The organism is Mycolicibacterium sp. XJ2546 (assembly GCF_053483195.1).
In genome coordinates this window covers 622256-645588 of the sequence record NZ_JBEFRW010000001.1, presented here as the reverse complement: position 1 = coordinate 645588, position 23333 = coordinate 622256, and the positions used below count along the sequence as shown (strand labels likewise).

The following is a 23333-nucleotide window of genomic DNA, read 5'->3' as shown; positions in this document are numbered from 1 at the left end:
CCGGTGGCCAACGGACACATCGACGCGGCCCGCGATCTACCGCGCCACCGTGTCGTGTGACCGCGGTCATAGCTTCTCGTCGTGGCGGCTACCATGAGCACCGTCCAGCAAAGCTGCAGGGACCACGTGATGTGAGGTACCGGTCATGGTGATGAACACCGTCGAGATCGAGCGGGTGACCACCTGCGGCCTCGACCCCGCCGAGGGGCGCGCGCTGTGGACTGAGCTGCTGATGACCTACGAATCCGAGTTCGACTGCAGCTTCGAACCGAAGTGGGTGACCGGCTCGGCGGTACGGGCGCGCACCAGCCGATTCCAGTACGTTTCGTGGCGATGCGACGCTACGAGTTATCGACGCACATCGCGCCACATCGCCACGGACCGCGACCTCAGCGCCCGGTTGATGGTGCCCCGTAGCGGTTCACTGACGGTGACCCACGACGAGAAAACTGTGGTGGTCCACGCCGGCCAGGCCTATCCGATCTCGATGGCGCGGCCGATGACGCTCAGCCACGGCCCGGGCGCCGAGATCCTCGCGCTGGCACTCGATTCGGAAATGATCGCTCGGCGATTGTGCGACGTCGGCGCACCGGCTGAACCCATCGATCTACGCACCGGACTGGGCAGCTCGGTACACGCGCTACTCACCAGCCTGATCCGCGAATCCGATGCGCTGGCCGCCCACGAATTCGACGCGGTGGCCGATCGCCTCATCGATCTGTTCACCCTGACTCAGGAACGCGTCGCCGCCGATGCCGCGCCGGGCCGGCTCAGCCAAGTGGCGCGTGCGGCCCGGGCGTACATTCAACAGAATCTGGGCGACCGCAACTTGTCGGTCCATCACATCGCCGCGGGCCTCGGCTGGTCTCCTCGTCAAGTACAGCTTGCGCTCAAACATGCTGGGACGACACCGAACAAGCTGATCAAGGACGAACGGCTCAGCGCGGCGTACGCGGGAGTGGTGGCTCCTGGCTCGCCCTATTCCATCAGCGAGCTGGCGACCGAGTTGGGGTTCGCCACCCCGAGCGCGTTCAGCACGGCGTTTCGCGAGCGCTACGGGCGCAGCCCCCGGCAGTTACGCGAAGAAACCCGGCGCGCAACGCTCAGCGGCGGTTAGCCGCGGCCGCGAGCAGGCTCAAATCGGCGTCGCCGGGGATGGGTCCGTCGGAGACGATCGGTCCGTCGTGTCCGCCGACAAGGGCCGGCCACAGCTGGTCGAACGGCACGGTGCCGAAGTCGGCGGCCGCCGCCAGGCCCCTTCCCGGCACCACGTGGTCGGCGTAGCCGAGTCCGTCGAGCCGCTGCGCGCCGCACAACACGGCCGGTACGCCCATCGTGTCGAGCCGTCTCACCAGCGGTGCATGCGCGTCCACCAGATCGCCGTGACAATCGTCGGCCGGCTCCCACACCAGGATGCGGTCGGCGCCAGCGGCCACATAGCTGCCGACGAGCACACCGATTAGGTCGCCCACATCGGCGATCAGATCCGCAAAGTCCTCGTCGGGAGTCGAAAAACGTTCCGCCAGAAAACGACTCAATAGGCCGGGTCCGGTGACCGAGGCTGCCACCGGCTGTGCGGGATACAAGCCGGCCAGCACCGTGGTCAGCTCCAGTGCCGCAGCCAGAATTGGAGTCCGGGCCAACTCGACGTCGACCACCTCGGTGGTCTGCGTCACCGAGGCGGTCACCGCGTCGGCCTCGGCGTGCGGATCGAAGTGGGTGATCACCCAGTCCGGCCGCACCAATGCGACGGCCTCGCGCAGGCAGTAGGCCCAACGCGTCGGGTCGGATCTCCAGCAGGGATCGACCCCGGCGATCCGGGCCGCCACCCGGTCGAGCACCGGCGCGAACGCGTTGGGGCCGTGCGTCATCGGCCCGCTGCTCGGTCCGCGTCGTCGGACCAGTCCCACGATCCCAGATAGCCCAGGTGTGCGGGCGGATCGTCAGCGCGCCACTGTGCGACGAAGGCGTCGTAGCTCATCCCCCGGTCAAGCCGATCCTGCCGGGCCTGTGCGCGCGCCTCGCGGGTACGCTCCACATCGAGCTCACCGCGATCATCTGCGGCGACCCGGTAGACATTGTGCGCCACCTCCTCGCTGATCAGCCCGCGCCGCAGATCCTTGCACACCTCGGCGGGTTCGCGTTCCAGCGGGTCGCCGTAACCGGCGCCGCCGCCGACCCGCTGAATCCAGATGTCGCCTTCCACAATGGGATCGGCGGCCTGCACCGGGTTGCTCACCTCATAGGTCCCAGCCAGTGGTTGGTCCCGCATGATGCTGCGCGCGTCGTAGGTCAACCCGTCCGCGCCGTCCGCCAGCCATTGCAGGACCGCGTTCACTCCGCCCTCGGGCCGCACCCGGACCAGCGGGATACACGGACCGGCATAGCCGCCGAACATCCCACTGGTCACTGGGAACTTTCCGCCCATGCTGGTGATCCCGAAGGCGAACATCTGACTGCCGTAGAGCATGTAGGCCCATTCCACCGATGACCCGCCGCGGTACTTACCGAAGCCGTGGTTGTCCGGCGGAATGCGCCGCCACATGCCCAGCACCGGAATCTCGTTCTCGCGCAACTCGATCTCACCCCAGTCCGAAACCGGCGCGAACACCGGGCCCGCCGCGTGCTCACCGTCCTCGTCGAACCGGGCGCCGCCGCCGGCCGCGTTCATCTCGGTGGACACGTTCGCGGTGAGCTGTGCGTGTTGGGTGAGCCCGCCATACTGCAGGGTCGGGATCATGGCGTACCACGGCGCCATCGGCCGGACGCTGCCCGGATTGGCGAACAGCGCCTTGGTGACCGCCGAGTGCAGTGCAGCGCTGAAACAGAACATCGTCATCAACGACAGCGAGGTCGGCTGCTCGGCCTCGGCGGTGACGATGGAACCCGGCTCCAACTCGAAATCGAGTGCGGAGATGAAACCGGCCGTTCGGGGCAGGTCCGCGAACAGAAAGTTCATGAATAGGTTGCCAACCATGGCCCGGGTGAAATGGGCCTGCGCGTTGAGCGCGCGGTCGATCGAGGGCGAGGAGCCTTTGGTGCGCACGGTGAGCCGGTCACCGCGCTTCTCCAACTCGACGGTGAGCTTGAACAACCGCTCTTCCAGCAGCGTGGTGTCCGCGAACTGGTTGCCACGGTAGATACCGTCGGGCCAAGCCGAGATCCGACGCCGGACTTCGGCCTCGGTCGATTCCAGCACCGTGCGCATGGTGGCGATCAACAGGTCAGCCGATCGTTCGGCCATGAAGTCGTGCATGCGTTGCTCGACCATCCGCACGGTCGCCAGTTTCGATCGGAAGTCGGTGAGCCACAACAGCGGATCGCGAACCTGATTTTGAAACAGGTTGATCAGGTCACGTCGGAACGTGTAGTTCTCGCCGACCTTCATCGGCGGGATCCGTACCCCTTCGCCGTATTTCGTGGTCGCGCGCAGCGCGAAGCCGCCCGGATCGACGGCCGCGCCGTTCTCACCCTCGTGCACGATCGCGCCGACCCAGGCGATGTGCTCGCCTTGCCAGTACAACGGGATCAGCAGGGTGTGGTCGGGGTTGTGGGTGCCGCCGTAGTTGGCGTCGTTGTGGTAGAACACGTCACCCTCGGCGATGCCGACGGTGGACTCGTCGGCCCAATACCGGTTGATGAACTTCGGCACCGGCGACGTAGTCGCCGAGAACATGTTTACGCCCCCGGAACTGGCCACTGCAAACTCGCCCTCGCGAGTGTAGATTCCGACGATCAGGTCGCCGTACTTGGCGGCGGGCGAGGCGCAGATCTGTTCCAGCATCTCCATCGCGGACTCGAGCACCGCTTCGATGCGGCTCAGCCCCACGGTGATGTCGGTGGGGTCGGTGATCGACCGGATGGCCGCGTCCTCGCGTGCGGTGCGCTCACGCAACCGGTATTCGGCGGTGAGACCCGCGTCGGGTCCGTACATCACCGGCTGGTTGCTGATCAGGTCGGAGAGGAACTCCTGCGCCTCCGCGGAATCCATTTCGCCGTTCACGGCGGAATCCATCGTGCTCATCGGGTGTTCTCCTGTCGCATCCGGAAGAAGCCGTAATCGTCCATCTCGCCGGTCCAACCGGGTTCGACGAGGATTGTGGTGTCGGCGGATTCGATGACCGCGGGGCCGCTGACCCGGTGGCCCGGCTGCAGCGCGCCGTAGTCGTAGATGTCGGTTTCCGCCGGTCCCCCTCGCCACACGCAGGATCGCGATCCGGTCCACGCCGCCGTCACGCCCGACGTGCTGCCGGTGGTGACTCGCTTCTCGGGTTCGGGTGCCGCGCGAGGGATCCATGCCCGCAACCGGATTGCGTCGATCGACACGCCGACTTCCCGGGTGAGCGCCAGGTCGCCGAACCGGTCGCCGTACTCGTCGAAATAGGCCCGGATCACCGCGGCGACGTCGGCCTCGGTGCGCAACCGCTTGACTGGGCTGGCGATCGTGATGACGAAGAGCTGGCCGGTGGAACGCATGTCCAGTTCGACGGCGGTCTCCACGTCGTCGGGACGGAAACCCTGCCCGGCGAAGTCCTGATAGGCCTTGTTCTCGAACTCTTCGATGATCGAATTGAATTCGGTGTAGTCGGTCAGCACCTGCTTGATCAACGGGTTGAACAGCACCTGCCAGACCGACTGCTCGTAGATGTGCAGCCGCTCGAGCCCGGCGGCGCCGGTGGCCGAGAACACCTCGCTGTGCGGGGGCACCACGACCTCGTTGGCGTTCAGCGAGCCGGCGTAGCCGCAGGCGTGCAGCGGTCCGCCGCCGCCGAACGAGAACACGGTGAACTCGCGCGGGTCGTAGCCCTTGACGGTGATCGATTTGAACAGTTCCGAGCCCATCGTCTCGTCCACCACCCGGCGGATGCGCAGGGCCGCTTCGGTCACCGGAATGCCCAGCGGTTTGGCGATCCGCCGTTCGATGGCTCGCTCGGCGCGGCGCAGGTCCAACGGGAGTTCGCCACCGTGGTACCGCTTCGGGTCGAGGTAACCCAGCACCAGGTCGGCGTCGGTGACGGTGGGCTCGGTGCCGCCCTGCCCGTAGCAGGCCGGGCCGGGATCCGACCCCGCCGACTCCGGACCGACCACGATTCCGGCCACCGCGTCCAACCGGGCGATCGACCCGCCGCCGGCGCCGATCGCCGAGATGTCCATCATCGGCACCTGCACCCGCCACCGGTCGATGACGGGGTTGAAATCGTAGAAGCGCACCGATCCGGCGACCACGGTGCCGACGTCGAACGAGGTGCCGCCCATATCGGTGGTCACCACCTTGTCGAAGCCGTGTGCGGCGGCGACGTGCCGCGATCCGTAGAGCCCCGACACCGGGCCGGCGTGCACGGTGTGGATCGGGGTCGTCGCGGCCAGCGTGCCCATCCCACCGCTGTTGTGCACCAGCAGCAGCCCGCCGCGGTAGCCGCGGCGGCGCAACTCGTCGCGCAGGTGCGACAGCCGGTCGGCGGTGAACCGGTGCAGATAGGCGTTGATTGTCGCGGTCATGGTGCGGGCATACTCGCCGGACCGGCGCGATATCTCGTGGGTGAGGATCACCGGGAAACGACCCAGATAGGTTGTCGGGTAATCTCTTTCGATGATCTCGCGAACGCGCAGTTCGTGATCGGGGTTGATATGCGAGTTCAGCAGTGACACCACGAAGCCGCGTACACCCGCGTCGACGAGGTCTTGTACCCGGTCGGCGACTTCACTGTCGCGCAACGGAATGAGTATCCGGCCGTTGACGTCGACGCGTTCCTTGAGCACCGCGATCTGTTCGGGCTCGATGAGCGGTTCGGGGCGCCGGGCCCGCGGCAGGTCGCGGGTGACCTGGACAGGCAGGCCGTCGGCCCATTGCCGGCAGCGGCCGATCGGCACGGTGTGTTCATGGCCCGCGGTGGTCAACAAGCCCAGGCGTGGACCGTTGCGTTCGATCAGCGCGTTGGTGCCCAAGGTGGTGGCATACCGGATGGTGTCGGTCTGCGAAAGCATCTCGTCGACATCGAGACCTGCTGTCGAAGCGATGGATTCGATCGCTCGGAAGAAGCCGAGCGCGAGGTCGTGATGGGTGGTGAGCGCCTTGGCCGTGCGCGGGCCGCCGGGCCATTCGCCGGTGGCCACACAGTCGGTGAAGGTGCCACCGATATCGACGTTGATCTCCATGTGCTCTCCTATGCCTCGTCGCCGGCGATCAGCGCATCGACGTCGATGTCCATATCGCGCGTCAGCGGATGTCCTGGCGGCAGGTACTCGGTCTCCACCTGACTGGCACAGCCCGGGCAGTAGTACTCGACGATGCGGCACCACTGAGGATCCGGGTGGTAGCCGCGATCGCCGGGCAGACCCGCGGGGTAGATGTCGCGCGGATCGCGGTCGTAGAGCAGCAGACCGCGCTTGTAGTCGGAGTCGGCCGGCCCGATGTCGTGTGCGCAGCGCAGGCACACCCAACGCCGGGTTCTCGGATCGATGCCGAGGTATTCGGTGATCGTGATGGTGCTGGTCATGCTTGGTCCTTCCCGGCGCCGTTGGGGCGCAACCGGAATGCGCCGCGGTCATCGATCGTCAAGGTCCAACCGGGTGGCACGACACAGGTCGACGCGACACCGTCGATCAGTGCCGGTCCAGCCAGCTCGTACTCCGGTGAAGTGTGCTTCTGGTCGATGATCGCGGTGGGCAGAAGGCCGTGCTCGTCCCAGAACACCTCTACCGACCGGGCGGCGACATCGGCACCGCCGGCGACTGCGGCCGATTGGGCCCGCGGCAACGGATAACGTCCCTCGACGGTGACGTAGCTGAGTCCGTCGCGAAGGCACTGTGCCGTCTCGATCTGGACGACTTCGGCGCTGTAGCCTTCGCCCCGCATATCGCGCAAGACCGCATCGCGCAGTCGCGGCTGCGGATCGGGTTCGCCGACACCGGGTGCGGGCGCTTCGTGGCGGTGCACGATGTCGACGGTGGACGCGCCGTACGCCGAGAACACCGGTGCGTACGGCATCACCAGTACGTCCCGGATACCCGCCGCCTGGGCGATCGCCACACAGTGCGTCGGGCCGTTGCCGCCGAAGGCCAGCATGGTCGACTCGGCCGGGTCGATGCCCCAGGCGCTGAGCTGCGCTGCCAACTGCCGACCGGTCTGGCGATGCAGGGCGGCCCGGACACGGGCGGCGGTTTCACTGACGCCAAGTCCGAGCGCTTCCGCGAGCCCCTGATAGGCGCGCTGCGCCGCCGCCACGTCCAGCGGCATCGAGCCACCCAGGAATGCCTCGGGCCGCAGGATTCCCAGTACCGCGTCCGCATCGGTAACTGTCGGTTCCGTGCCGCCCAGGCCGAAGCAGGCCGGCCCGGGATATGCTCCGGCGCTGCGCGGCCCGACGCGCACCTCGTCGCCATCCAGCCAAGCGATCGAACCGCCCCCGGCGCCAAAGGGTTCCAGCTGCGGCAGGGACAGGGATACCTCGACGCCGGCGACCAGACCGTGGTCGAGCATCCGCACCACGCCGTCACTGACGACGCCAACGTCCAGGCTCGTCCCACCCATGTCGACGGTGACCAGCGAATCGATGCCGTAGTCGCGGGCGATTTCGCGGGCGCCGAGCAGCCCTGCCATCGGACCCGAGTTGTAGGTTTTGGCCGCGACGGTGCGGGCCACTCGGGCCGCGCCGCCGTCGTTGTGCACGATCAGTAGCGGCCTGCGGTAGCCCAGCGACCTCAAGTGGTCCTCGGCGCGGTAGAGGAAGTCGGCCGCCGACGGATGGACGTAGGCGTTGAACAGCGCGGTCGCGGTCCGGCGGGCCGCATCGGAATCCGCCGCCACCGCGCCGGCAGTCAACAGTGGCACCGCGTCGAGACAGTGCCGCGGATAGTTCTGCAAGAAGATTTCGGCGACCCGTTCGGCCGCGGCGTCGTCATCGGTGCTGTCATGGATGGCCACCACCAGACCGCGCGCCCCGCGATGCAGCAGATCCCTGATCGGCGGGAGCACCGTGGTTTCGTCATCGGCTCCGCATGCCAACTCGGCCACCATCTCCGGTTCGACGAAAACGCCGACTCCCGCGGAAGTTTCGGCTGGCTGCGCGGTCAACAGGCCGAGCCGGGGCCCGGTCCGTTCGAGGACCTGATTGGTGCCTACGGTGGTCGCGTACCGCACCACGTCGGTGGTGCGCAGCATCTCCGCAACGCTGACACCGACCGATTCGGCCGCGGCTTCGAGGACCGCCCGGAAACACACCAGCAGGTCGTGTGGAGTGGTCAACGTCTTCACCGTGTGGACCCGGCCGTCGTGGATGACGAACCCGTCGGTGAATGTTCCACCGGTGTCGATACTGATCGTCGTTGTTGCCATTGCGACCCTTTCGCTGGATCGTCGCGGTGTTCGTGAGGTCCACCTTCGCGGCCGGTCTGGGCAGCGACAATGTCGTACCCGGCCACAGTCGAGTGGTGTCAGCGACCAATGGCCGGGCAGGCACCGAACGCCGTGCGCTCGGGGAGCGGTTTCGTGCGCTCCGCAGAAAGCGCGACCGGACGCGGTCCTCCTAGCGTCGGCGCAATGAGCACTCCCACCATCACCCCGGGGGCGTGTCGAGACGATGCGTCGTCACAGCCGTGGAGATGGCTGTCCGTCTGGATGACCGGCGAACACGACACCATCCTCGATCAGCTCACCACAGAGGTGCTGGGCGAACTGCCCGAACTCGCATTCGCCCCGCACCGTCCGGAAGTCCATGTCCGCGAGGCCATCGGCGCGCATGTGGATACCGTGCGTCAAGTGCTGGGCAGGCCGGATGAGATGACCCAGGTGATTCTGCCCGCCGTGTTCGACGACTACACGCGTCGACTCGCCCGTGACGAAACCCCTGCGCTGTCGGTGCTGTTGAGGTCCTTCGACAAAATGCATGCCCACCTCTGGGGTCAGTTGCTGACGGCGTTGCGCAGCCCGGACCACGGGGTGCGGCCAGAGCATCGCGGAGAACTACTCGAATTCGCGTCGGCACGACTGTTCGAGTACTTCAATTCCGTCGGTACCCAGACCGCACGCGCCTACCAGGCGGCGCGCTCGCTCCATCAGATGCGCAACGCGGCCGCCCGCCATGAGGTGGTCACCCGGGTGCTGGCCGGCGAACTCGAACAGGCCGAGGCCGAGCTCTTGCTACGCCACGAGTTCAACACCACGCAGATCGCTTACGTCGCAACGTTCGAGGGTCATCATGAGCTGGCCGACCGGTTGGGCACCACGCTGTCGCGCCTCGGCGCGCGCCTCGGCGCCCGGCATCACCTGGCGATGCGGGAGCCGGACGGCTGCTACGGCTGGTTCAGTCCGCTACGGGACAACTGGCGCGAGGCGCTGAAGGACCTGGCGGTACCCGACTCGGTTCTACTGTGCATGGGCGCTCCGCACGAAGGCCTGTCCGGCTTCCGCCAGACCCGGGCCGAAGCGCTGGAAGGCCACCGCGTCGCCGGCGCCACGTCGCGCAACGGTGTTGTGTTATTCGAGGACGTCGCCCATCTCGCCTTGGCCACACGTGATCTCGCCGCAGCCCGCGCCCTGGTCGATCGCGAACTCGGCCGGCTCGTGGCCACCGACGAAGCCACTTGCCGACTGCTGGAAACCTTGCAGATCTATCTCGACGAGTTGGCCAGCCCCACCCGCACGGCGCGCCGGATGTACGTGCATCCGAACACGGTGATCAAACGCCTGGAACGGATCGAGGAGCACCTCGGCCGGCCGATCGCCTCGAGCAGCCTGAACCTCCGGATGGCGGTCGAACTCGCCCCCCTCGTCCGCGCGATGTGAGCTAGGCGCCCGGAGCCTCCAGGATGGTCACCGCGCAGACCGCATTGTCGTTGCCGATAACCCCGCCGCCGTTTTCCGCGAGGCCGTAGCGGGGGTTGGCCACGGCGTTACCGCCCGCTTCACCACGCAGTTGGATGGTGATCTCATTGAGCATCATCAGCCCGGTCGCCCCGATCGGATGCCCGCGCGAAACCAACCCTCCCGACGCGTTAACCGGAAGCTCGCCACCGACCGCGGTGGCACCAGAGGCGGTGAACTCGCCACCCTTGCCACGTTCGCAGAAGCCGAGATCCTCGAGGATATGGATTTCGGCGAACGAACTCGCATCGTGCAACTCGACCAAATCGATGTCAGCTGGAGTCAGACCGGCGTTGCGAAAGGCACGGCGCCCAGCTATCACCGGTGCGCGCTCGTCTTCCCAGGAGGTGTCGAACACCCCGCACGCGACCTCGCTGGCCCGCACTCGGATAGCCCGTTCGCGCACCTCGGCCGGGCAGCTGTCGAGATAGGATTGCGAGCAGACCAGCGCGGCGGCGGCACCGTCACCGACGGGCGCGCACATTGCCCTAGTCAGCGGGTCGCTGACCATCCGGTCCTCGAGCACCTGTTGCACCGTCAGCGGGAATTGGTACTGGGCGCGCGGGTTGTGCACGGAGTTGGTGTGGTTCTTGGCCGCCGCGACGGCGAGTTGCTCCGCCGTGGTCCCATACGCCCGCATGTGGGTATGAGCCCACATCCCGTAGAGGTCCATCGCCAGACTCCGCTCCGGAGCGGTCTCGAACGTCATACCGTTGGCCGCGGCGGTGCGTTGGTAGAGGTCACGCCACGACTGCGGTTCCAGCCAGTCCAGCGCGCCCTCCATCCCGCGTAGCGCCGCCCGGGGGTTGTCCGGGTCGAACATCTTCTCTACTCCGATGGCCAGCGCCACCTCGCTGTGCCCTGACTGCACCTCTCTGACTGCATTGTTGAAGGCCTGCGAGCCTGCGGCGCAACCGCCTTCGACGTTCGTGATGGGCATACCGCGCGGGGCCAAGCCGTCATTGACCAGCGGGGTGAAGCACAACTGGCCCTTCAGATACGGCTGTCCCTGGTTTTCCATCAGCATGTTCGAGAACCACGCCGCACCGATCACGTCGGTGTTCTCCAGCTGGGCGTCGGCGAGCACGCCGAGGTAGGCCTCACGGGTGAGATCCTTGGGGCTTTTGTCGGGGAACTTGCCGACGCTCGTCGCGTAGACCCCGAGTATGTAGGTGTTCATCTCGCTATCGTCCTTCGAATACGGGTTCGCGCTTCTCGATGAATGCGGTCAGCCCTTCTTGGAAATCCTTGCTCTGCATGTGGTTCTGCAGGACCCGCATCTCCTCGCGCAATCCCATCTCCTCGTCGCGATCCAAAGCGGCGTTGGCTACCTCTTTCATCGCGCTGAGGACCAGCGGACTCTTGGCGGCAAGCTTCGCGCAGTATTGTTCGACCGTGGTCCTCAACTGGTCGTCGGGAACCACCTCGTAGACCAGGCCCCAATCGCGCGCCGTCGCCGCCGAGATCGGTTCACCGCTGAACAACAGGGCTTTGGCGCGCTGCGCACCGATGCGGCGGGGCAAGACCGCCGCCCCGCCCCCACCGGGAAGCAGCCCGTACTTGGCGTGTCCGTCGGCGAACGTGGCGCTTTCCGCGGCGAAGAGCACATCACAGAACAGCAGCAGCTCGAACCCGCCGGCGACGGCGGGGCCGTTGACCGCGGCGATCACCGGTTTGGGGCACTTACGCAGCGCGGAGAACGTCTCCACGCTCGATGCTGGCGCATTCGGGCCTTCGATGCTTTGGCCCATCTCAGCCAGCACGAGCTTGAGGTCGCCACCGGCGCTGAACGCCCGCCCGGCGCCGGTCAGCGCTATCACGCGCACATCGGGATCGGCGGTCGCCTTCAGCAGCGCATCACGCAGTGCGACAAGCAGGTTCCTGTCGAATGCGTTGAGGACGTCGGGCCGGTTGAGGCACAGCCACTCCACCCGGCCGTCACGATACGTTTCCAAAATGGTTGGCATGAGGTCGATGTGCTCCTAGTGGCGGGCGCGCAGTCCGGCATCCAAGCTGATGCAGGTGGCGTTGAAGTAGGAATTGGTGATGATGTGCTCGATCAGCCGCCCGATCTCGGGTGGGTCACCCATCCGCTTCGGAAACAACACCGAATCCTGCAGAGACGCAAGCACCGCCTCTGACACCTCACCAGCCATACCGGTCTCGAAGACTCCGGGAACGACTGAGACACAGCGTATTCCGTCGTTAGCGAGATCGCGGGCGATCGGCATCGACATTCCGACGACGCCGGCCTTGCTGGCGGCGTAAGCCACGGTGCCACGTGTGCCGTCCCAGGCGGCCCCGGACGCTATGTTGACCAGGACCCCACGTTCGGTTGTTTCCGGGTCCGGTTCGTTCGTCACCATCTGCGCCGCGGCGAGCCGGATCACGTTGAACACCCCGGTCAGGTTGACGTCGATCACGCGCTGCCACACCTCGAGGCTGTGCGGGACACCCTTGGACACCGTTTTCATCGCCGACGGGATACCGGCACAGTTGGCCGCGGCGTGCACGGTGCCGAACCGCTCGGTGGCCAGTCGCACCGCAGTCTCGACCTGTTCGGCGTCGCTGACATCGGTGCGCACCGCAATCGCGCCGTCACCCAGTTCGGCGGCTGCCTGCTGCAGTAACTCCTCGGCAACGTCGAGCATCACCACGTTGGCGCCTGCCTTATGCAGGGTTTGTGCGGTGGCCCGGCCCATGCCGGATGCGGCGCCGGTCACGATGGCGCAGCGGCCTTCCAATTTCATCGTCGTGCTCCTTGATTGGTGAGTTGCGGCAGTTCCACCGCGTTGGCCAGGCCCTGCTGCTTGAGCTTGAACTTTTGGACCTTGGCGGTTTCGGTCTTGGGTAGTTCGTCGACAAATCGGATGTAGCGCGGTATCGCGAACCGCGGCAACGCTTCTGTGCACACCGCAGCGATGTCGTCGAGGCTGGGCGTACGGCCCGGTTCCGCGACGACTGCAACAGCGATCTCGTCTTCGCCGAACTCCGACGGCACCGGGTAGGCACCGCACTCCACCACACCGTCGATCGTGTTGATCGCGTCCTCGACGATGCGCGGTGAGATGTTCTCGCCGCGGCGGCGGATCATCTCCTTGAGCCGGTCGACGTAGTAGACGTAGCCGTCCCCGTCGATCCGGCCGGCGTCACCGGTGTGGAACCAGAAGTTACGCATGACATTCAGCGTCTCCTCGGGCTGATTCCAGTAGCCGGTGGTCATCGCCCACGGCTCCTCGCAGCTGATGCAGAGTTCGCCCACTTCGCCGGGTGGCAGCGCGCGGTCGTACTCGTCGACGACGTGCACCCGGTAGGGCTCGACCGGTCGCCCGCACGAGCCGACCGGAGCGGTGTCATCGGCCGAGTTCAGGATCGGGATGTTGATCTCGGTGGCGCCATACATCTCGAAGATCGGGATGTCGAACCGCTGCGCGAAGGTCGAGATCAGCGCCTGTGGAGCAGGGACGATCAACGCACGGGTGATTTCGTTGGTTCGGTCCGCGGGCGACTCCGGTTGGGCCAGTAGAAAGTGCGCCATCGACACCACCATGTGGGCCACCGTCACCCGGTGGTGACGCGCCTGTTCCCAGAACTTGCTCGCGCTGAACTTGCGAACCAGCACCAGTCGAGTGCCCGCCATCAGGCACGCGCCCACGTTCATGTACTTGCCCCCGCCATGGAACAGCGGCAGCACGGTGATCAGGGTGTCATCCGGGTTCAGCCCCAGCGCCCGCCCGGTGCGCGCACCCATGTGCACGGTGGCGTTATGCGGCAGCACCGCACCCTTGGGCAGGCCGGTGGTGCCCGAGGTGTACATGATCGATGCGGTGTCCGGGCCGAGTGCGGAAGTCTTCACTGGCGCACCGGTGCTGGCGATGAACGTGTCCAGCACTTCTTGGCCGGTGGCCGGCGCGCCGCGTTCCGGTATCACCTCGACGATCAGCCGGCAGACGCCTTCGGGCAGCGCCTCCTCGATGACTTGACGGTGTCCGCTGTCGATCACGGCCGCCTTTGGTGCGGCGTCCTGCAACACGTGGCGCAGGCTCGCACCCACCAGGCCCGGGTTGATCGGCACCTCGATGGCACCGATCTTGTTGAGGCCCAACATCAGGTAGACGGACCGAACATCGTTGGGAACCAACGTCATCACCCGGTCGCCGGCCTCCACCCCACGGTCCCGCAACGCGGCGGCGACAGCCGACGCGCGCTGGTCGAGCTCACGATAGGTGACCTTGATCCCGTCGTCCTGCACGATGCACACCCGATCGGGATCGTGGGCGGCCCACCGTTCGACGACCGCACTCAGCACGGAGTCGAGGATGTCGAACTCTCCTATCGGCGTGTCCACTACAGGTCTCCGGAAAGCACCGGGGATTCAATCCGCTCCTCATCCGCGGTGTGCAGGCACGACCGGCATTTGACGACACGCAGCCAACCGCGGTAGTCGACCACGCGGTAGCGGGCCAGCGCCTGGACACCGCAGCGCTCACAGCCATCGTCAACCTCCTCGGTCGGCTCGCTGATGAACAGCTCTGTTGGCTGAGGGAAGATCTTCACGGGTACTCCTCCAGATAGCAGCGGCGTCGGGTCAGTTGCCGGCGGTCACAATGTCGTTGCGGATGTCGCGCGCGATTGCGTTCGGATCACGCAGGGCGGGGTCACCGCAGCCGCCCGCGCCAGGGGTCTGATGGACGACGACGTCGCGGGCGCCGATGAGCACGCCGGCCTGTTTACTGGACCGGAATTCGGTGACACCGGGGACTTCTTCGCTCACCAGCTGGCCGGACTCGTCGACGATGCCGGCGAGCACTTCCGGTTCCTCGAGGTCGCCTCCGGAGGCCCAGGCGTCGAGTGCGTCACGATAAACCTTGATGTGAGCAGTGGCTCCGTTATCGCCGCCCATCGCACCCCGAGGCCCGATCCGGCACTGATCAAGCTGGAACGAGCTTTCGCAATCCACCAGTGGGACCATCACGGAGCGGGTGGCCGGACCCCCGCGATACTGCCCGGATCCGGCTGTGTCCGCAACGAATTCGCGTTCCAGCAGCAGCACCGGGAAAGCTTCTTCCTCGAGTTCGACCGAGGTCACCACGCAGTTGCCGCCCTCCTGAAAGGTGTAGCAACTGCCGTCGCTCTGCGCCGTACCGCCGAACGGTCCCTGGAACAGGTTCATCGAAATGAACGGAATGGGAAAGCCGCTGCGGGTATCAGCACCGGCGAAACTCATGAACAGCACGTCGTCGTAGTTCTCGGCCACTGCCATGGATGGGTCTGCCTGCGATAGAGCTTTTTTCACCAAATTGATCGCCTTGGCGATGAACATGGTGTGCCCGGCGTTGGTGGCCATCGGGGGCAGCGCGTGCAGACAGCTTCCCGGTGGCAATACGACGTGAACCGGACGGTAGGCACCGGCGTTGGGGCTGATCGACTCCGGCAGCGCCACTTGCAACCCCAGATGGGCGCCGGAGACCCCATCGGACCAAGTGCAGGCGAAGCCGCCCCATTCGTTGCGCGACGAGCCGGAGTAGTCGACCTCTACCTCACCGCCGCGCTTGCGCACCGTGCAGCGGATCAGCATGGGATCACCGTTCATGTCGTTGTCCATGTAGTCCTCGGCGGTGTATTCACCGTCCGGGATCTGGCTCAACGCCGCGCGCATCGCGCGCTCGGTGTGGTCGAGGGAGTACTGCACCGCGCCCGCGTAGGCGTCGCGTCCGTAGCGGTCGACGTAGCGCAACACCATTTCGGCGCCCAACGCCAGCGCCGAATGGATGACCTGGAGGTCGTTGACGCTGATATCCGGGATCCGGGTTTGCCCGGTGAATAGTTCGACGGTTTCACGTACGAGTTTGCCCTCGCGATAAAGGTGCCGCGGAGAGATCCGAATCCCTTCGGCGTACATGTCCCGCTGCAGGCCCGGCCCGAACCCGGTGGGGATCGGACCGCCGATGTCGAGCCAGTGGGTGATCGCGGCGGCAAAGCCGACCAGCTCCCCGTCGTGGAAGATCGGCATCAGGGTGCCGACATCGTTGATGTGGCTGCCCCCGCGGTACGGCTCGTTGAAGATGATGACGTCGCCGGGCTTGAAGTTCTCCACGCCCCAGTGCTCGATGGCCATCCGCGCGTAGAACTGGTTGATCACGTAGTGCCCCGGCGCCGCGGTACCCATCGCGATCGCATCGAAGTCCAGGTCGCGCTCCGGATCTCGGGGTGCCAACAACCCGATGCCGAAGTCGTTCACCTCACTGAGTAGCGGGCTCAGCGACGCGGTGTTGATCTTGATCTGCATCTGCAGGCCGATGTGTTCCAAAGCGTGCCGGATGACTTCGGCGGTGGTGATGTCAACGCCGTAGCGAGCTTCGACGTCCTTGGCGCCAAGGACTGAAACCGGTTGGGGTGCCAGAGTTGTCACTGGTTGTTCTCCTCGATCTCGATGACCACATCGCCGAATTCGTTGACTTTCGCCACATCTCCGGCGACAAGCACGCCGGTGTAGGTCTGCGCCTCGATCACGGCCGGGCCTGCCACCACCTGATCGCAAGCGAACTCGTCGGCGTTGTAGACCGGCACATCCCGGATCAGCTGACCCATCAAGGTGATGTCGCGACGGCGCCTGGGTTGCCCCGGTTCGCTGTTGGTCAACCGAGGCGGGAACAGCCGACGTTGATCGGTCGACACCGCGCGGGTGCGCAGCGTCTGCACGTAGATCGGTGCCGGCAGGCTGTAGCCGAACTGACGCTCATGTGCGGCTGCGAAGGCCTCGGTCAGATGCCGCAGCGGCTCCGCATGCGACGGGTCGATGACGGCCGCGAGCTCCCAGCGCTGACCGAGATAGGTGGCGTCGAGCCAGGCTTCCACAACTACGCCGCTGTTACCGCGATCGCGCAGTTGACGGACCAGGGTCTCGAGGCTTTTGCGGGCCCGCGCGAACAAGTCGTCGGCAACCTCTGCGGTGACCGTCGCCATCACCGGCGTGACCTCCTCCTCGAAGGCCTGAGCCGTCAGCAGACCGAACGCCGAGAACACCCCGGACAGGGACGGGATGACGACCCGCGGCATCTGCAAGCTGCGGGCGATCTGGCTGGCGACCAGCGGGCCGGCCGCGCCGTAGCTGACAAGCCCGAACTCACGCGGGTCGGCACCGCGGTACACCGTGAGCCGGCGAACCGCCTCCGCCATGTTGTGGATGGCGACTTCGGTCGCGGTGCGCGCCACGTCGGCGGGGCTCAGATCCAACGCTGCAGCCAGCGGCGCGAACGCCTTCTCTGCGGCCGCGACGTCCGGATAGATCTCACCTCCCAGCGGCACCTTGGCATCCAGCACGCCCAGCACCAGGAACGCGTCCGTGACTGTCGGCTGAGTGCCGCCGCGTCCGTAACACGCCGGGCCGGGATCGCTGCCCGCGCTTTCCGGACCGACCTTGAGTCCGCCGCCCTCATCGATCGCGATCAGGCTGCCGCCGCCCGCGCCGATGCTGTGGATCTCCACCACAGGCAGGCTGACGAGCAGATCGTGCTCGATTTCGAGTTCGCGTTTCACCGAGGCCCGGCCGTCCACGACAACGGCGACCTCGGTGCTGGTGCCACCCATGTCGAAACCGACCAGGTTGGGCATCGCCAGCCGTTCGGCGTAGGCCTGCACACCCATCACTCCGCCGACGGGTCCACTGTTGAGCGTCACCACCGGTCGTGACGTCACCTGTTCCGCGGTGACCAGGCCACCGTCGTTCGTCATGAACGTCAAAGGAGCCTCCACGCCGGCCTCGCGGAGCCTGTCCTCGACCCGCGTGGTGTAGGACTCCATCAGTGGCTGGACATAGGCGTTGAGCACGCAGGTAGAGAACCGGTTGTACTCGCGGGGGAACGGGGCAACCTCGGCCGAGGTGCTCACGCTGATGCCGGGGAACCGGTCGCGGATGAGTTCGGCCGCACGCTGTTCGTGCTGCGGATGCTTGTAGGCGTGCAGGAAGCACACTGCAATGCCCCGGCACCCGTCGGCTACCAGGCGTTCCACCTCCTGCAGCAGGCCCACTTCGTCAAGGGTCATCAGCACCCCGCCGTCGGTCATCAGCCGCTCACCGACGGTGCGGCGGCGATACCGTTCGACGATGGGGCGCAGTTCATGGGGCCGGCGCCATCGCGGGTCCACCATCGCTTCGAAAGGCCGCCAGCCCCGGGCCATGTCGAGCAGGTCGCGGTAGCCGCGGGTGGTCACCATGCCGATGTCGGCGCCGCGTCGGGTCAGGATCGCGTTGAGTGCGACCGTCGTGCCGTGCACGATCTGCTCGACCGGGGTGTCGCCGGGACCGGCCTTCTCCACGGTGCGCAGCAGACCGTTGGCGAGGTCGTCGTACGTCGTCAACGATTTGGTGCCGATCCGCACGTTCTCACCTTCGGCAAGCACCAGGTCGGTGAAGGTGCCGCCGGTGTCGATTCCGATCCGCAGTGCCGGTTTGCCGGTCATGACCGTCCTCCTTTGTCGTTGTCTCGCACGCCCATGCCGTAGATCAACCGGTCCGCGAACGTCTCGGCGATTTCATCGATGCTTGCCGCGCCCTCGGGGTCGAACCAGAAGGCCGTGAAATTGCATGCGCCGAGAATCGCGAGCGCATCCAAACGCGTATTGCCCGGCCGGAATTCACCGGTGGCGAGGCCTTCGTCGATCACTTCTTCGAAGACCGACCGGAAGCGGTCGCGCTGCTTGAAGACGGTCGCGGCCATCTCGCCGGTAAGGTGGGTGTACTCCCGCAGGAACACGGTGCCCTCGGATTGATAGACGACCGCCGTCTCGATGGTGTGCTTGATCAGCTGGCGCAGCTTTTCGGTCGGGGACAGGTCGGCGGCCGCGATCCGTTCGGAGTAAACAGAAAGCCTGCCGGCGAACCGCTCATGTAGTGCGAACAGCAGCACTTCCTTGCTGGCGACGTGGTAGTACAGCCCTGCCTTGGTCATGCCGGCCTCGTCGGCGATCTGACGCAGGGAGGCGTTGGCAAAGCCTTCGCGCCCCATCACTCGGGCGGCCGCGACGAGGATTCGCTCCGGAATGGGGGGCTTCTGATCGGGGGTGTCGGTCTCGGTCACGTGCGTTCTGTTCCCTTCCTTACTTTACCGGCCGGCCGGTCAAGTTGCGACGACGTTAACCGCCCTCCGCAGCGGTGTCAAGAGGTCGGCGTACCGCGGTTACCGCTGGGTCTTGGGTCTATCCACCCACGCCGCGCCCGCTGGAGAACAACCCGCTGCCGCTAATGGATGGTGGATTCGTCGACCGGCCCGGCGTCCGTAGCGCGACGGTCGGCGCGCTGCTCTGCGTCGCGGGCGCAGCCACGCTGGCCTCGGTGGGCCGGGGCTGAGGATCAGGGCCTGCTTCGTGTGGCGGTGATGTTTGCCGCGCTCATCGCCGCGCGGAATCAGCCGCTCTTGCGCCGGAACTCCCGGCGATGCTCAACTGGTCCGTGCGCCCGCGGTTGCTTAGCGCCGCCGTCCTTGTGATTGCCGCCGCCGGCCGCCTTGGCCTTCTTGCGCTCCAACGCTTCCCGGAACTTACGTTTGGTGTCGTCTTCGCGCGGCGTGTCAGCCATGCCTGGCAGCCTAGCGCGGCACCGACTGCCGTCGCGCGGTTTATAGCCTGCCGGGCGGCATCCCGTAGACGTGTGAGATGGGCAGCGTCATCAGCACGCGTCGGTCGTCGACCATGGCGCGGCGGTAGTCGTCCCAATCTGGATGTTCACCGGCGATGTTGCGGTACAACGCGATCAAACCCTCGACCGTGTCGTCGTCGGGCGCGGCGGCCGGCGGGGTGAGCACCGCGTCACCCTCGGCCACGGCATACGCCCAGCCGTCGTCGGAGCTGACGTGGATCGACGCCCGAGGGTCGCGACGCAGGTTGCGCGTCTTGGCCCGCGGCTCGGTGATCGACACCTGGATCGTCAACGCGCGCGCATCGAAGTAATAGGACACGTTCGACAGCTGTGGTCGGCCGTCGCGCTTGATCGTGGCCAGCACGCCCAGCGAGTTCCCGCCGATCAACGCCAACAGCTTGTCGTCGAACACGTCGCGTCCCATGGTTTGAGCCTACGTCTCTACGAACGACTACGTCTCTACGATCGAAGTCGATGACTTCTTCTGTCGACGGCAGCGTGCTCGACGGCGTCTCGGCCACCACGCTGTGGACGCTGCACAACCGCGCCAGCGAGGCGAAGCGGTCCGACGGCGTGATCCGCGACCCGTGGGCGGTCGCGCTGTTCGATGCGATCGACTACGACTACCTCAAGTTCGGCAAGCCCAACCCGACGCACGCGTTGCGCGCGGTGGCCTTCGACACCGCCACGCGCGACTTCCTCACCACCCATCCCAAGGCTTCGGTGGTGGCGTTGGCCGAAGGGCTGCAGACCAGCTTCTGGCGGCTCGAGCGCACCGGCGTCGCCGACGAGTTGACGTGGTATTCCATCGATTTGCCGGCCGTCATCGCGCTGCGCGACAAGCTGCTGCCCCACGATGAACGCATCGTGACGCTGGCTCAGTCGGCGCTGGAGCGCAGCTGGATGGACCACGTCGACACCGAGCACGGCGTCTTCATCACCGCCGAGGGCCTGCTGATGTACCTGCAACCCGAGGACGCGCTGGGGCTGATCGCCGAATGCGCCGAACGCTTCGGCGGCGGGCAGATGATGTTCGATTCCGTGCCGCCCTGGCTCAGCCAACGCACGTTGGCCGGGCTCAAGCTCTCCGACCGTTACATCGCGCCGCCGATGCCGTTCGGGCTCAGCCCCGACGACGCCGTCGCACTCGCCGGGCGCATCTCGGGCGTACGCGTCGCCCGCGATGTCCCGATGCCGCCCGCACGGGGCCTGTGGAAGCTGGCCGGCTCCCAGGTGCTCGACCGGTTGGGTGCGTTCCGGCGCCGAAGGCCTTCGTTCACGCTGCTCGAGTTCGGCGCATGACGCGCTACGCGGCCTTTCTGCGCGGGGTCAACGTCGGCGGTGTCAACCTGAAGATGGCCGACGTCGCCGACGCGTTCGAGACGGCCGGATTCCGCGATGTCCGAACGGTTTTGGCGAGCGGCAACGTGCTCCTGGACAGCCCCGCCGACGTGACAGCAGTGCGGCGGCGCGCTGAGAAGGCGCTGCGCGAGCGGTTCGGCTACGACGCCTGGGTGCTGGCCTACGACCTGGACACGGTCAGGGCCATCTCGGAGGCGTATCCGTTCGAGCGCGAGGTCGAAGGTCACCACTCCTACGTCACCTTCGTCAGCGACCCGCAAGTGCTCGACGAACTGGCCAGCCTCGATCCCGGAGACCTCGAGAAGATCCGCCGCGGGGAAGGTGTCGTCTACTGGCAGGTGGCCAAATCGGCCACGCTGGGCTCGGTCATGGGCAAGACCATGGGCAAGAAGCGCTACAAGTCGTCGACCACCACCCGCAACCTGCGCACCGTCGAGAAAGTTCTGCGGTAGGTAGATTCGGACAGGTGAGCTCCACACCCACCGCAAAGGCCGACGGCACCGTGTTGACCGGCGTCTCGGAAACCGCACTGATGACCCTGCAGGTCCGCGCGACCGAGGCGCGCCGGCCCGACTCCATCCTCGACGACCCGATGGCCGTGCAACTGGTCGATTCCATCGATTTCGACTTCGCCAAATTCGGGTCTTCGCGACGCCAGGACATGGCAGTGCGGGCGTTGGCCTTCGACCGGCATACCCGCCGCTACCTACGCGACCACCCGAAAGCCACCGTGGTGGCGTTGGCCGAGGGGCTGCAGACCAGCTTCTACCGGCTCGACACGGCCGATGTCGGACATGAGTTTCGTTGGCTCACCGTCGATCTCCCGCCGATGATCGAGTTGCGCCGCAAGCTGCTGCCTGTCTCCGATCGGGTGCAGATGGCCGCACAGTCGGCGCTGGACTACAGCTGGATGGACCGTGTCGACACCGAGCACGGGGTGTTCGTCACCGCCGAGGGCCTGCTGATGTACCTGCAACCCGAGGACGCGCTCGGGTTGATCACCGAATGCGCCAGACGGTTCCCCGGCGGGCAGATGATGTTCGACCTGCCGCCGGCGTGGTTCGCGGCCGCCGCCCGCAGTGGACTGCTGCGGCCCTCGCTGCGTTACCGGGTGCCGGCGATGCCGTTCAGCCTGACCCCGTCCCGAGCTGCGGACCTGGTGCACGACATCGCGGGTATCCGGGCCGTGCACGATGTGCCCATCCCGCCCGGCCGCGGCAAGATCTTCAACACGTTGGTGTGGAGCGCTCAGCGGATTCCGGTCTTCGATCCGGTGCGACCGGTGTTCACGCTGCTCGAGTTCGGCTGACCGACACCGCGGCTCAGTCGAAGGCCGCCTCGACGTAGCGCAGGGCGTCGGCCTTGCCCATGCCCATCGCCTTGGCCGCCGAGGCGAAGTTGTGCGCTGCGGCGGCCATCGCCTGATCGACGGGGTCCACCCGGGCCACGAATGTGCCGAACCGCCCCCGCGTTTCGAGGATTCCGCTCGACTCCAGCTCGCGGTAGGCGCGCGCGACCGTGTTGACGGCCAGCCCCAACTGGCCAGCCAGCTCCCGCACCGTCGGCAGCCGAGTGCCAGGAGGCAGCCTGCCGTCGCGAATTCCGTCGATGACTTGCGTTCTCAGCTGGTCAAACAGGGCGCCGGAGGCCCGTTGATCGATGCGTACCCACTCCGCCAACCCCGCCACGTGCATCAGTATCGCCCAAAGCGGCTACTTTGGACATGTGCAGGTTGCAGTTCTCAGTGGTGCGGGCATCTCAGCCGAAAGCGGGGTGCCCACGTTCCGGGATGTCGAGACGGGGCTGTGGGCAAAGGTGGACCCGTACGAGATTTCCAGCTCCGAGGGTTGGCGCGCGAACCCGGAGAAGGTGTGGGCGTGGTACCTGTGGCGCCACTACATGATGCGTTCGGTGCAGCCCAACAGCGGTCACCTGGCCGTCGCGGCCTGGCAGGACTACGCCGACGTGCACGTCGTCACCCAGAACGTCGACGATCTGCACGAGCGTGCCGGCAGCACGAAGGTCTACCATCTGCACGGCAGTTTGTTCGAATTCCATTGCGATGCTTGCAACTCCGCGTTCGAGGGCGATCTGCCCGCGATGCCCGAGCCGGTGGAGGCCGTCGAGCCACCGGTGTGTCCGTGCGGCGGGTTGATCCGGCCGAAAGTGGTGTGGTTCGGCGAGGCCCTGCCCGAGGACGCCTGGCAGCGTTCGGTGGATGCGGTCATCGGCGCCGACATCGTGATCGTGGTGGGAACCTCGTCGATCGTCTACCCCGCCGCCGGCCTGCCCGAGATGGCGCTGGCCCGGGGCACGGCCGTCGTCGAGGTCAACCCCGACCGCACCCCGCTGTCGGACGCCGCCACGGTGTCGCTGCGCGAGACCGCGGTCGACGCGCTGCCCGGCCTGCTGCAGCGCCTGCCCGCCCTGCTCAGCTGAGCGATTTGTGTGCGTTCTGTTGCGCTGACCGCG

Annotated in this window: 22 protein-coding genes and 1 pseudogene; 7 read left to right on the top strand and 16 right to left on the bottom strand. The window is 66.4% G+C overall.

Features of this window, described 5'->3' with window-relative positions; translation table 11 throughout:
• Window positions 1-145: 145 nt before the first annotated feature.
• Window positions 146-1117, top strand: a complete 972-nt coding sequence (locus tag ABQE44_RS03175) for an AraC-like ligand-binding domain-containing protein (RefSeq protein ID WP_448393355.1) — start codon at window positions 146-148, stop codon at window positions 1115-1117.
• Here the strand turns inward: ABQE44_RS03175 and ABQE44_RS03170 are convergent.
• The 5 genes from ABQE44_RS03170 to ABQE44_RS03150 are packed head-to-tail and all read right to left on the bottom strand — an operon-like array spanning window position 1104 to window position 8335.
• Window positions 1104-1871: a hypothetical protein gene (locus ABQE44_RS03170; protein WP_448393354.1), complete on the bottom strand. Its 768-nt coding sequence runs from the start codon at window positions 1869-1871 to the stop codon at window positions 1104-1106. The genes ABQE44_RS03175 and ABQE44_RS03170 overlap by 14 nt on opposite strands.
• The gene (locus tag ABQE44_RS03165) at window positions 1868-4024 is read right to left on the bottom strand and encodes a hydantoinase B/oxoprolinase family protein (RefSeq protein WP_448393353.1); all 2157 of its coding nucleotides are present in this window, start codon (window positions 4022-4024) and stop codon (window positions 1868-1870) included. The genes ABQE44_RS03170 and ABQE44_RS03165 overlap by 4 nt, the downstream gene beginning before the upstream one ends.
• The gene (locus tag ABQE44_RS03160) at window positions 4021-6156 is read right to left on the bottom strand and encodes a hydantoinase/oxoprolinase family protein (protein ID WP_448393352.1); all 2136 of its coding nucleotides are present in this window, start codon (window positions 6154-6156) and stop codon (window positions 4021-4023) included. The genes ABQE44_RS03165 and ABQE44_RS03160 overlap by 4 nt, the downstream gene beginning before the upstream one ends.
• Window positions 6157-6164: 8 nt before the next feature.
• Window positions 6165-6497 (bottom strand): acetone carboxylase subunit gamma, encoded by a 333-nt coding sequence (locus tag ABQE44_RS03155; protein WP_448393351.1) that lies wholly within the window; start codon window positions 6495-6497, stop codon window positions 6165-6167.
• Window positions 6494-8335 (bottom strand): hydantoinase/oxoprolinase family protein, encoded by a 1842-nt coding sequence (locus ABQE44_RS03150; RefSeq protein ID WP_448428220.1) that lies wholly within the window; start codon window positions 8333-8335, stop codon window positions 6494-6496. The genes ABQE44_RS03155 and ABQE44_RS03150 overlap by 4 nt, the downstream gene beginning before the upstream one ends.
• 204 nt (window positions 8336-8539) lie before the next feature.
• Here ABQE44_RS03150 and ABQE44_RS03145 point away from each other — a divergent pair, with 204 nt between their 5' ends.
• Entirely contained in the window at window positions 8540-9784 is a 1245-nt protein-coding gene (locus tag ABQE44_RS03145) for a PucR family transcriptional regulator (RefSeq protein ID WP_448428218.1), read from the top strand.
• A gap of 1 nt (window position 9785) precedes the next feature.
• Here the strand turns inward: ABQE44_RS03145 and ABQE44_RS03140 are convergent, their stop codons facing one another.
• Genes ABQE44_RS03140 through ABQE44_RS03105 form a run of 8 tightly spaced genes read right to left on the bottom strand, consistent with a single transcriptional unit; the run spans window position 9786 to window position 18942 of the window.
• Complete coding sequence (locus ABQE44_RS03140; RefSeq protein WP_448428216.1) at window positions 9786-11042, bottom strand: thiolase family protein; 1257 nt, start codon at window positions 11040-11042, stop codon at window positions 9786-9788.
• 4 nt (window positions 11043-11046) lie between these two features.
• Entirely contained in the window at window positions 11047-11829 is a 783-nt protein-coding gene (locus ABQE44_RS03135) for an enoyl-CoA hydratase/isomerase family protein (protein WP_448428214.1), read from the bottom strand.
• Window positions 11830-11844: 15 nt separating this feature from the next.
• Window positions 11845-12612 carry an SDR family NAD(P)-dependent oxidoreductase gene (locus ABQE44_RS03130; RefSeq protein ID WP_448393346.1) on the bottom strand — a complete coding sequence of 256 codons (768 nt, stop codon included), beginning with the start codon at window positions 12610-12612 and terminating at the stop codon, window positions 11845-11847.
• Window positions 12609-14210, bottom strand: a complete 1602-nt coding sequence (locus tag ABQE44_RS03125) for a class I adenylate-forming enzyme family protein (protein ID WP_448428212.1) — start codon at window positions 14208-14210, stop codon at window positions 12609-12611. The genes ABQE44_RS03130 and ABQE44_RS03125 overlap by 4 nt, the downstream gene beginning before the upstream one ends.
• The gene (locus tag ABQE44_RS03120) at window positions 14210-14419 is read right to left on the bottom strand and encodes a hypothetical protein (RefSeq protein WP_448428210.1); all 210 of its coding nucleotides are present in this window, start codon (window positions 14417-14419) and stop codon (window positions 14210-14212) included. The genes ABQE44_RS03125 and ABQE44_RS03120 overlap by 1 nt, the downstream gene beginning before the upstream one ends.
• 31 nt (window positions 14420-14450) lie before the next feature.
• Window positions 14451-16274: a hydantoinase B/oxoprolinase family protein gene (locus ABQE44_RS03115; RefSeq protein WP_448393343.1), complete on the bottom strand. Its 1824-nt coding sequence runs from the start codon at window positions 16272-16274 to the stop codon at window positions 14451-14453.
• Window positions 16271-18325 (bottom strand): hydantoinase/oxoprolinase family protein, encoded by a 2055-nt coding sequence (locus tag ABQE44_RS03110; protein WP_448428208.1) that lies wholly within the window; start codon window positions 18323-18325, stop codon window positions 16271-16273. The genes ABQE44_RS03115 and ABQE44_RS03110 overlap by 4 nt, the downstream gene beginning before the upstream one ends.
• Window positions 18322-18942, bottom strand: coding sequence for a TetR/AcrR family transcriptional regulator (locus ABQE44_RS03105; RefSeq protein ID WP_448428206.1), 621 nt, complete (start codon window positions 18940-18942; stop codon window positions 18322-18324). The genes ABQE44_RS03110 and ABQE44_RS03105 overlap by 4 nt, the downstream gene beginning before the upstream one ends.
• A gap of 134 nt (window positions 18943-19076) precedes the next feature.
• On the opposite strand from ABQE44_RS03105, the pseudogene ABQE44_RS03100 reads away from it, so the two are divergent.
• Window positions 19077-19350 (top strand): annotated as a pseudogene (locus ABQE44_RS03100) (hypothetical protein); the annotation flags it as partial.
• Here the strand turns inward: ABQE44_RS03100 and ABQE44_RS03095 are convergent.
• Both ABQE44_RS03095 and ABQE44_RS03090 read right to left on the bottom strand, forming a co-directional pair.
• Entirely contained in the window at window positions 19269-19439 is a 171-nt protein-coding gene (locus ABQE44_RS03095; RefSeq protein WP_448428204.1) for a DUF5302 domain-containing protein, read from the bottom strand. The pseudogene ABQE44_RS03100 and the gene ABQE44_RS03095 sit on opposite strands and share 82 nt — an antisense overlap.
• Before the next feature lie 40 nt (window positions 19440-19479).
• The gene (locus ABQE44_RS03090) at window positions 19480-19923 is read right to left on the bottom strand and encodes a PPOX class F420-dependent oxidoreductase (protein ID WP_448393339.1); all 444 of its coding nucleotides are present in this window, start codon (window positions 19921-19923) and stop codon (window positions 19480-19482) included.
• A 50-nt stretch (window positions 19924-19973) separates the two neighbouring features.
• Between ABQE44_RS03090 and ABQE44_RS03085 the strand changes: the two genes are divergently transcribed.
• Genes ABQE44_RS03085 through ABQE44_RS03075 form a run of 3 tightly spaced genes read left to right on the top strand, consistent with a single transcriptional unit; the run spans window position 19974 to window position 22170 of the window.
• Complete coding sequence (locus ABQE44_RS03085) at window positions 19974-20801, top strand: class I SAM-dependent methyltransferase (protein WP_448393338.1); 828 nt, start codon at window positions 19974-19976, stop codon at window positions 20799-20801.
• On the top strand, window positions 20798-21313 hold the full coding sequence (locus ABQE44_RS03080) for a DUF1697 domain-containing protein (RefSeq protein ID WP_448393337.1): 516 nt from the start codon (window positions 20798-20800) through the stop codon (window positions 21311-21313). The genes ABQE44_RS03085 and ABQE44_RS03080 overlap by 4 nt, the downstream gene beginning before the upstream one ends.
• Window positions 21314-21327: 14 nt before the next feature.
• Entirely contained in the window at window positions 21328-22170 is an 843-nt protein-coding gene (locus ABQE44_RS03075) for a class I SAM-dependent methyltransferase (protein WP_448393336.1), read from the top strand.
• A 13-nt stretch (window positions 22171-22183) separates the two neighbouring features.
• On the opposite strand, the gene ABQE44_RS03070 is transcribed toward ABQE44_RS03075, so the two are convergent.
• Window positions 22184-22549 carry an Rv1152 family transcriptional regulator gene (locus ABQE44_RS03070; RefSeq protein WP_448393335.1) on the bottom strand — a complete coding sequence of 122 codons (366 nt, stop codon included), beginning with the start codon at window positions 22547-22549 and terminating at the stop codon, window positions 22184-22186.
• Between the two features lie 37 nt (window positions 22550-22586).
• Here ABQE44_RS03070 and ABQE44_RS03065 point away from each other — a divergent pair, with 37 nt between their 5' ends.
• A complete protein-coding gene (locus ABQE44_RS03065; RefSeq protein ID WP_448393334.1) occupies window positions 22587-23300 on the top strand; it encodes an NAD-dependent deacylase in 714 nt (237 codons plus the stop codon).
• The last annotated feature ends 33 nt before the right edge of the window (window positions 23301-23333 follow it).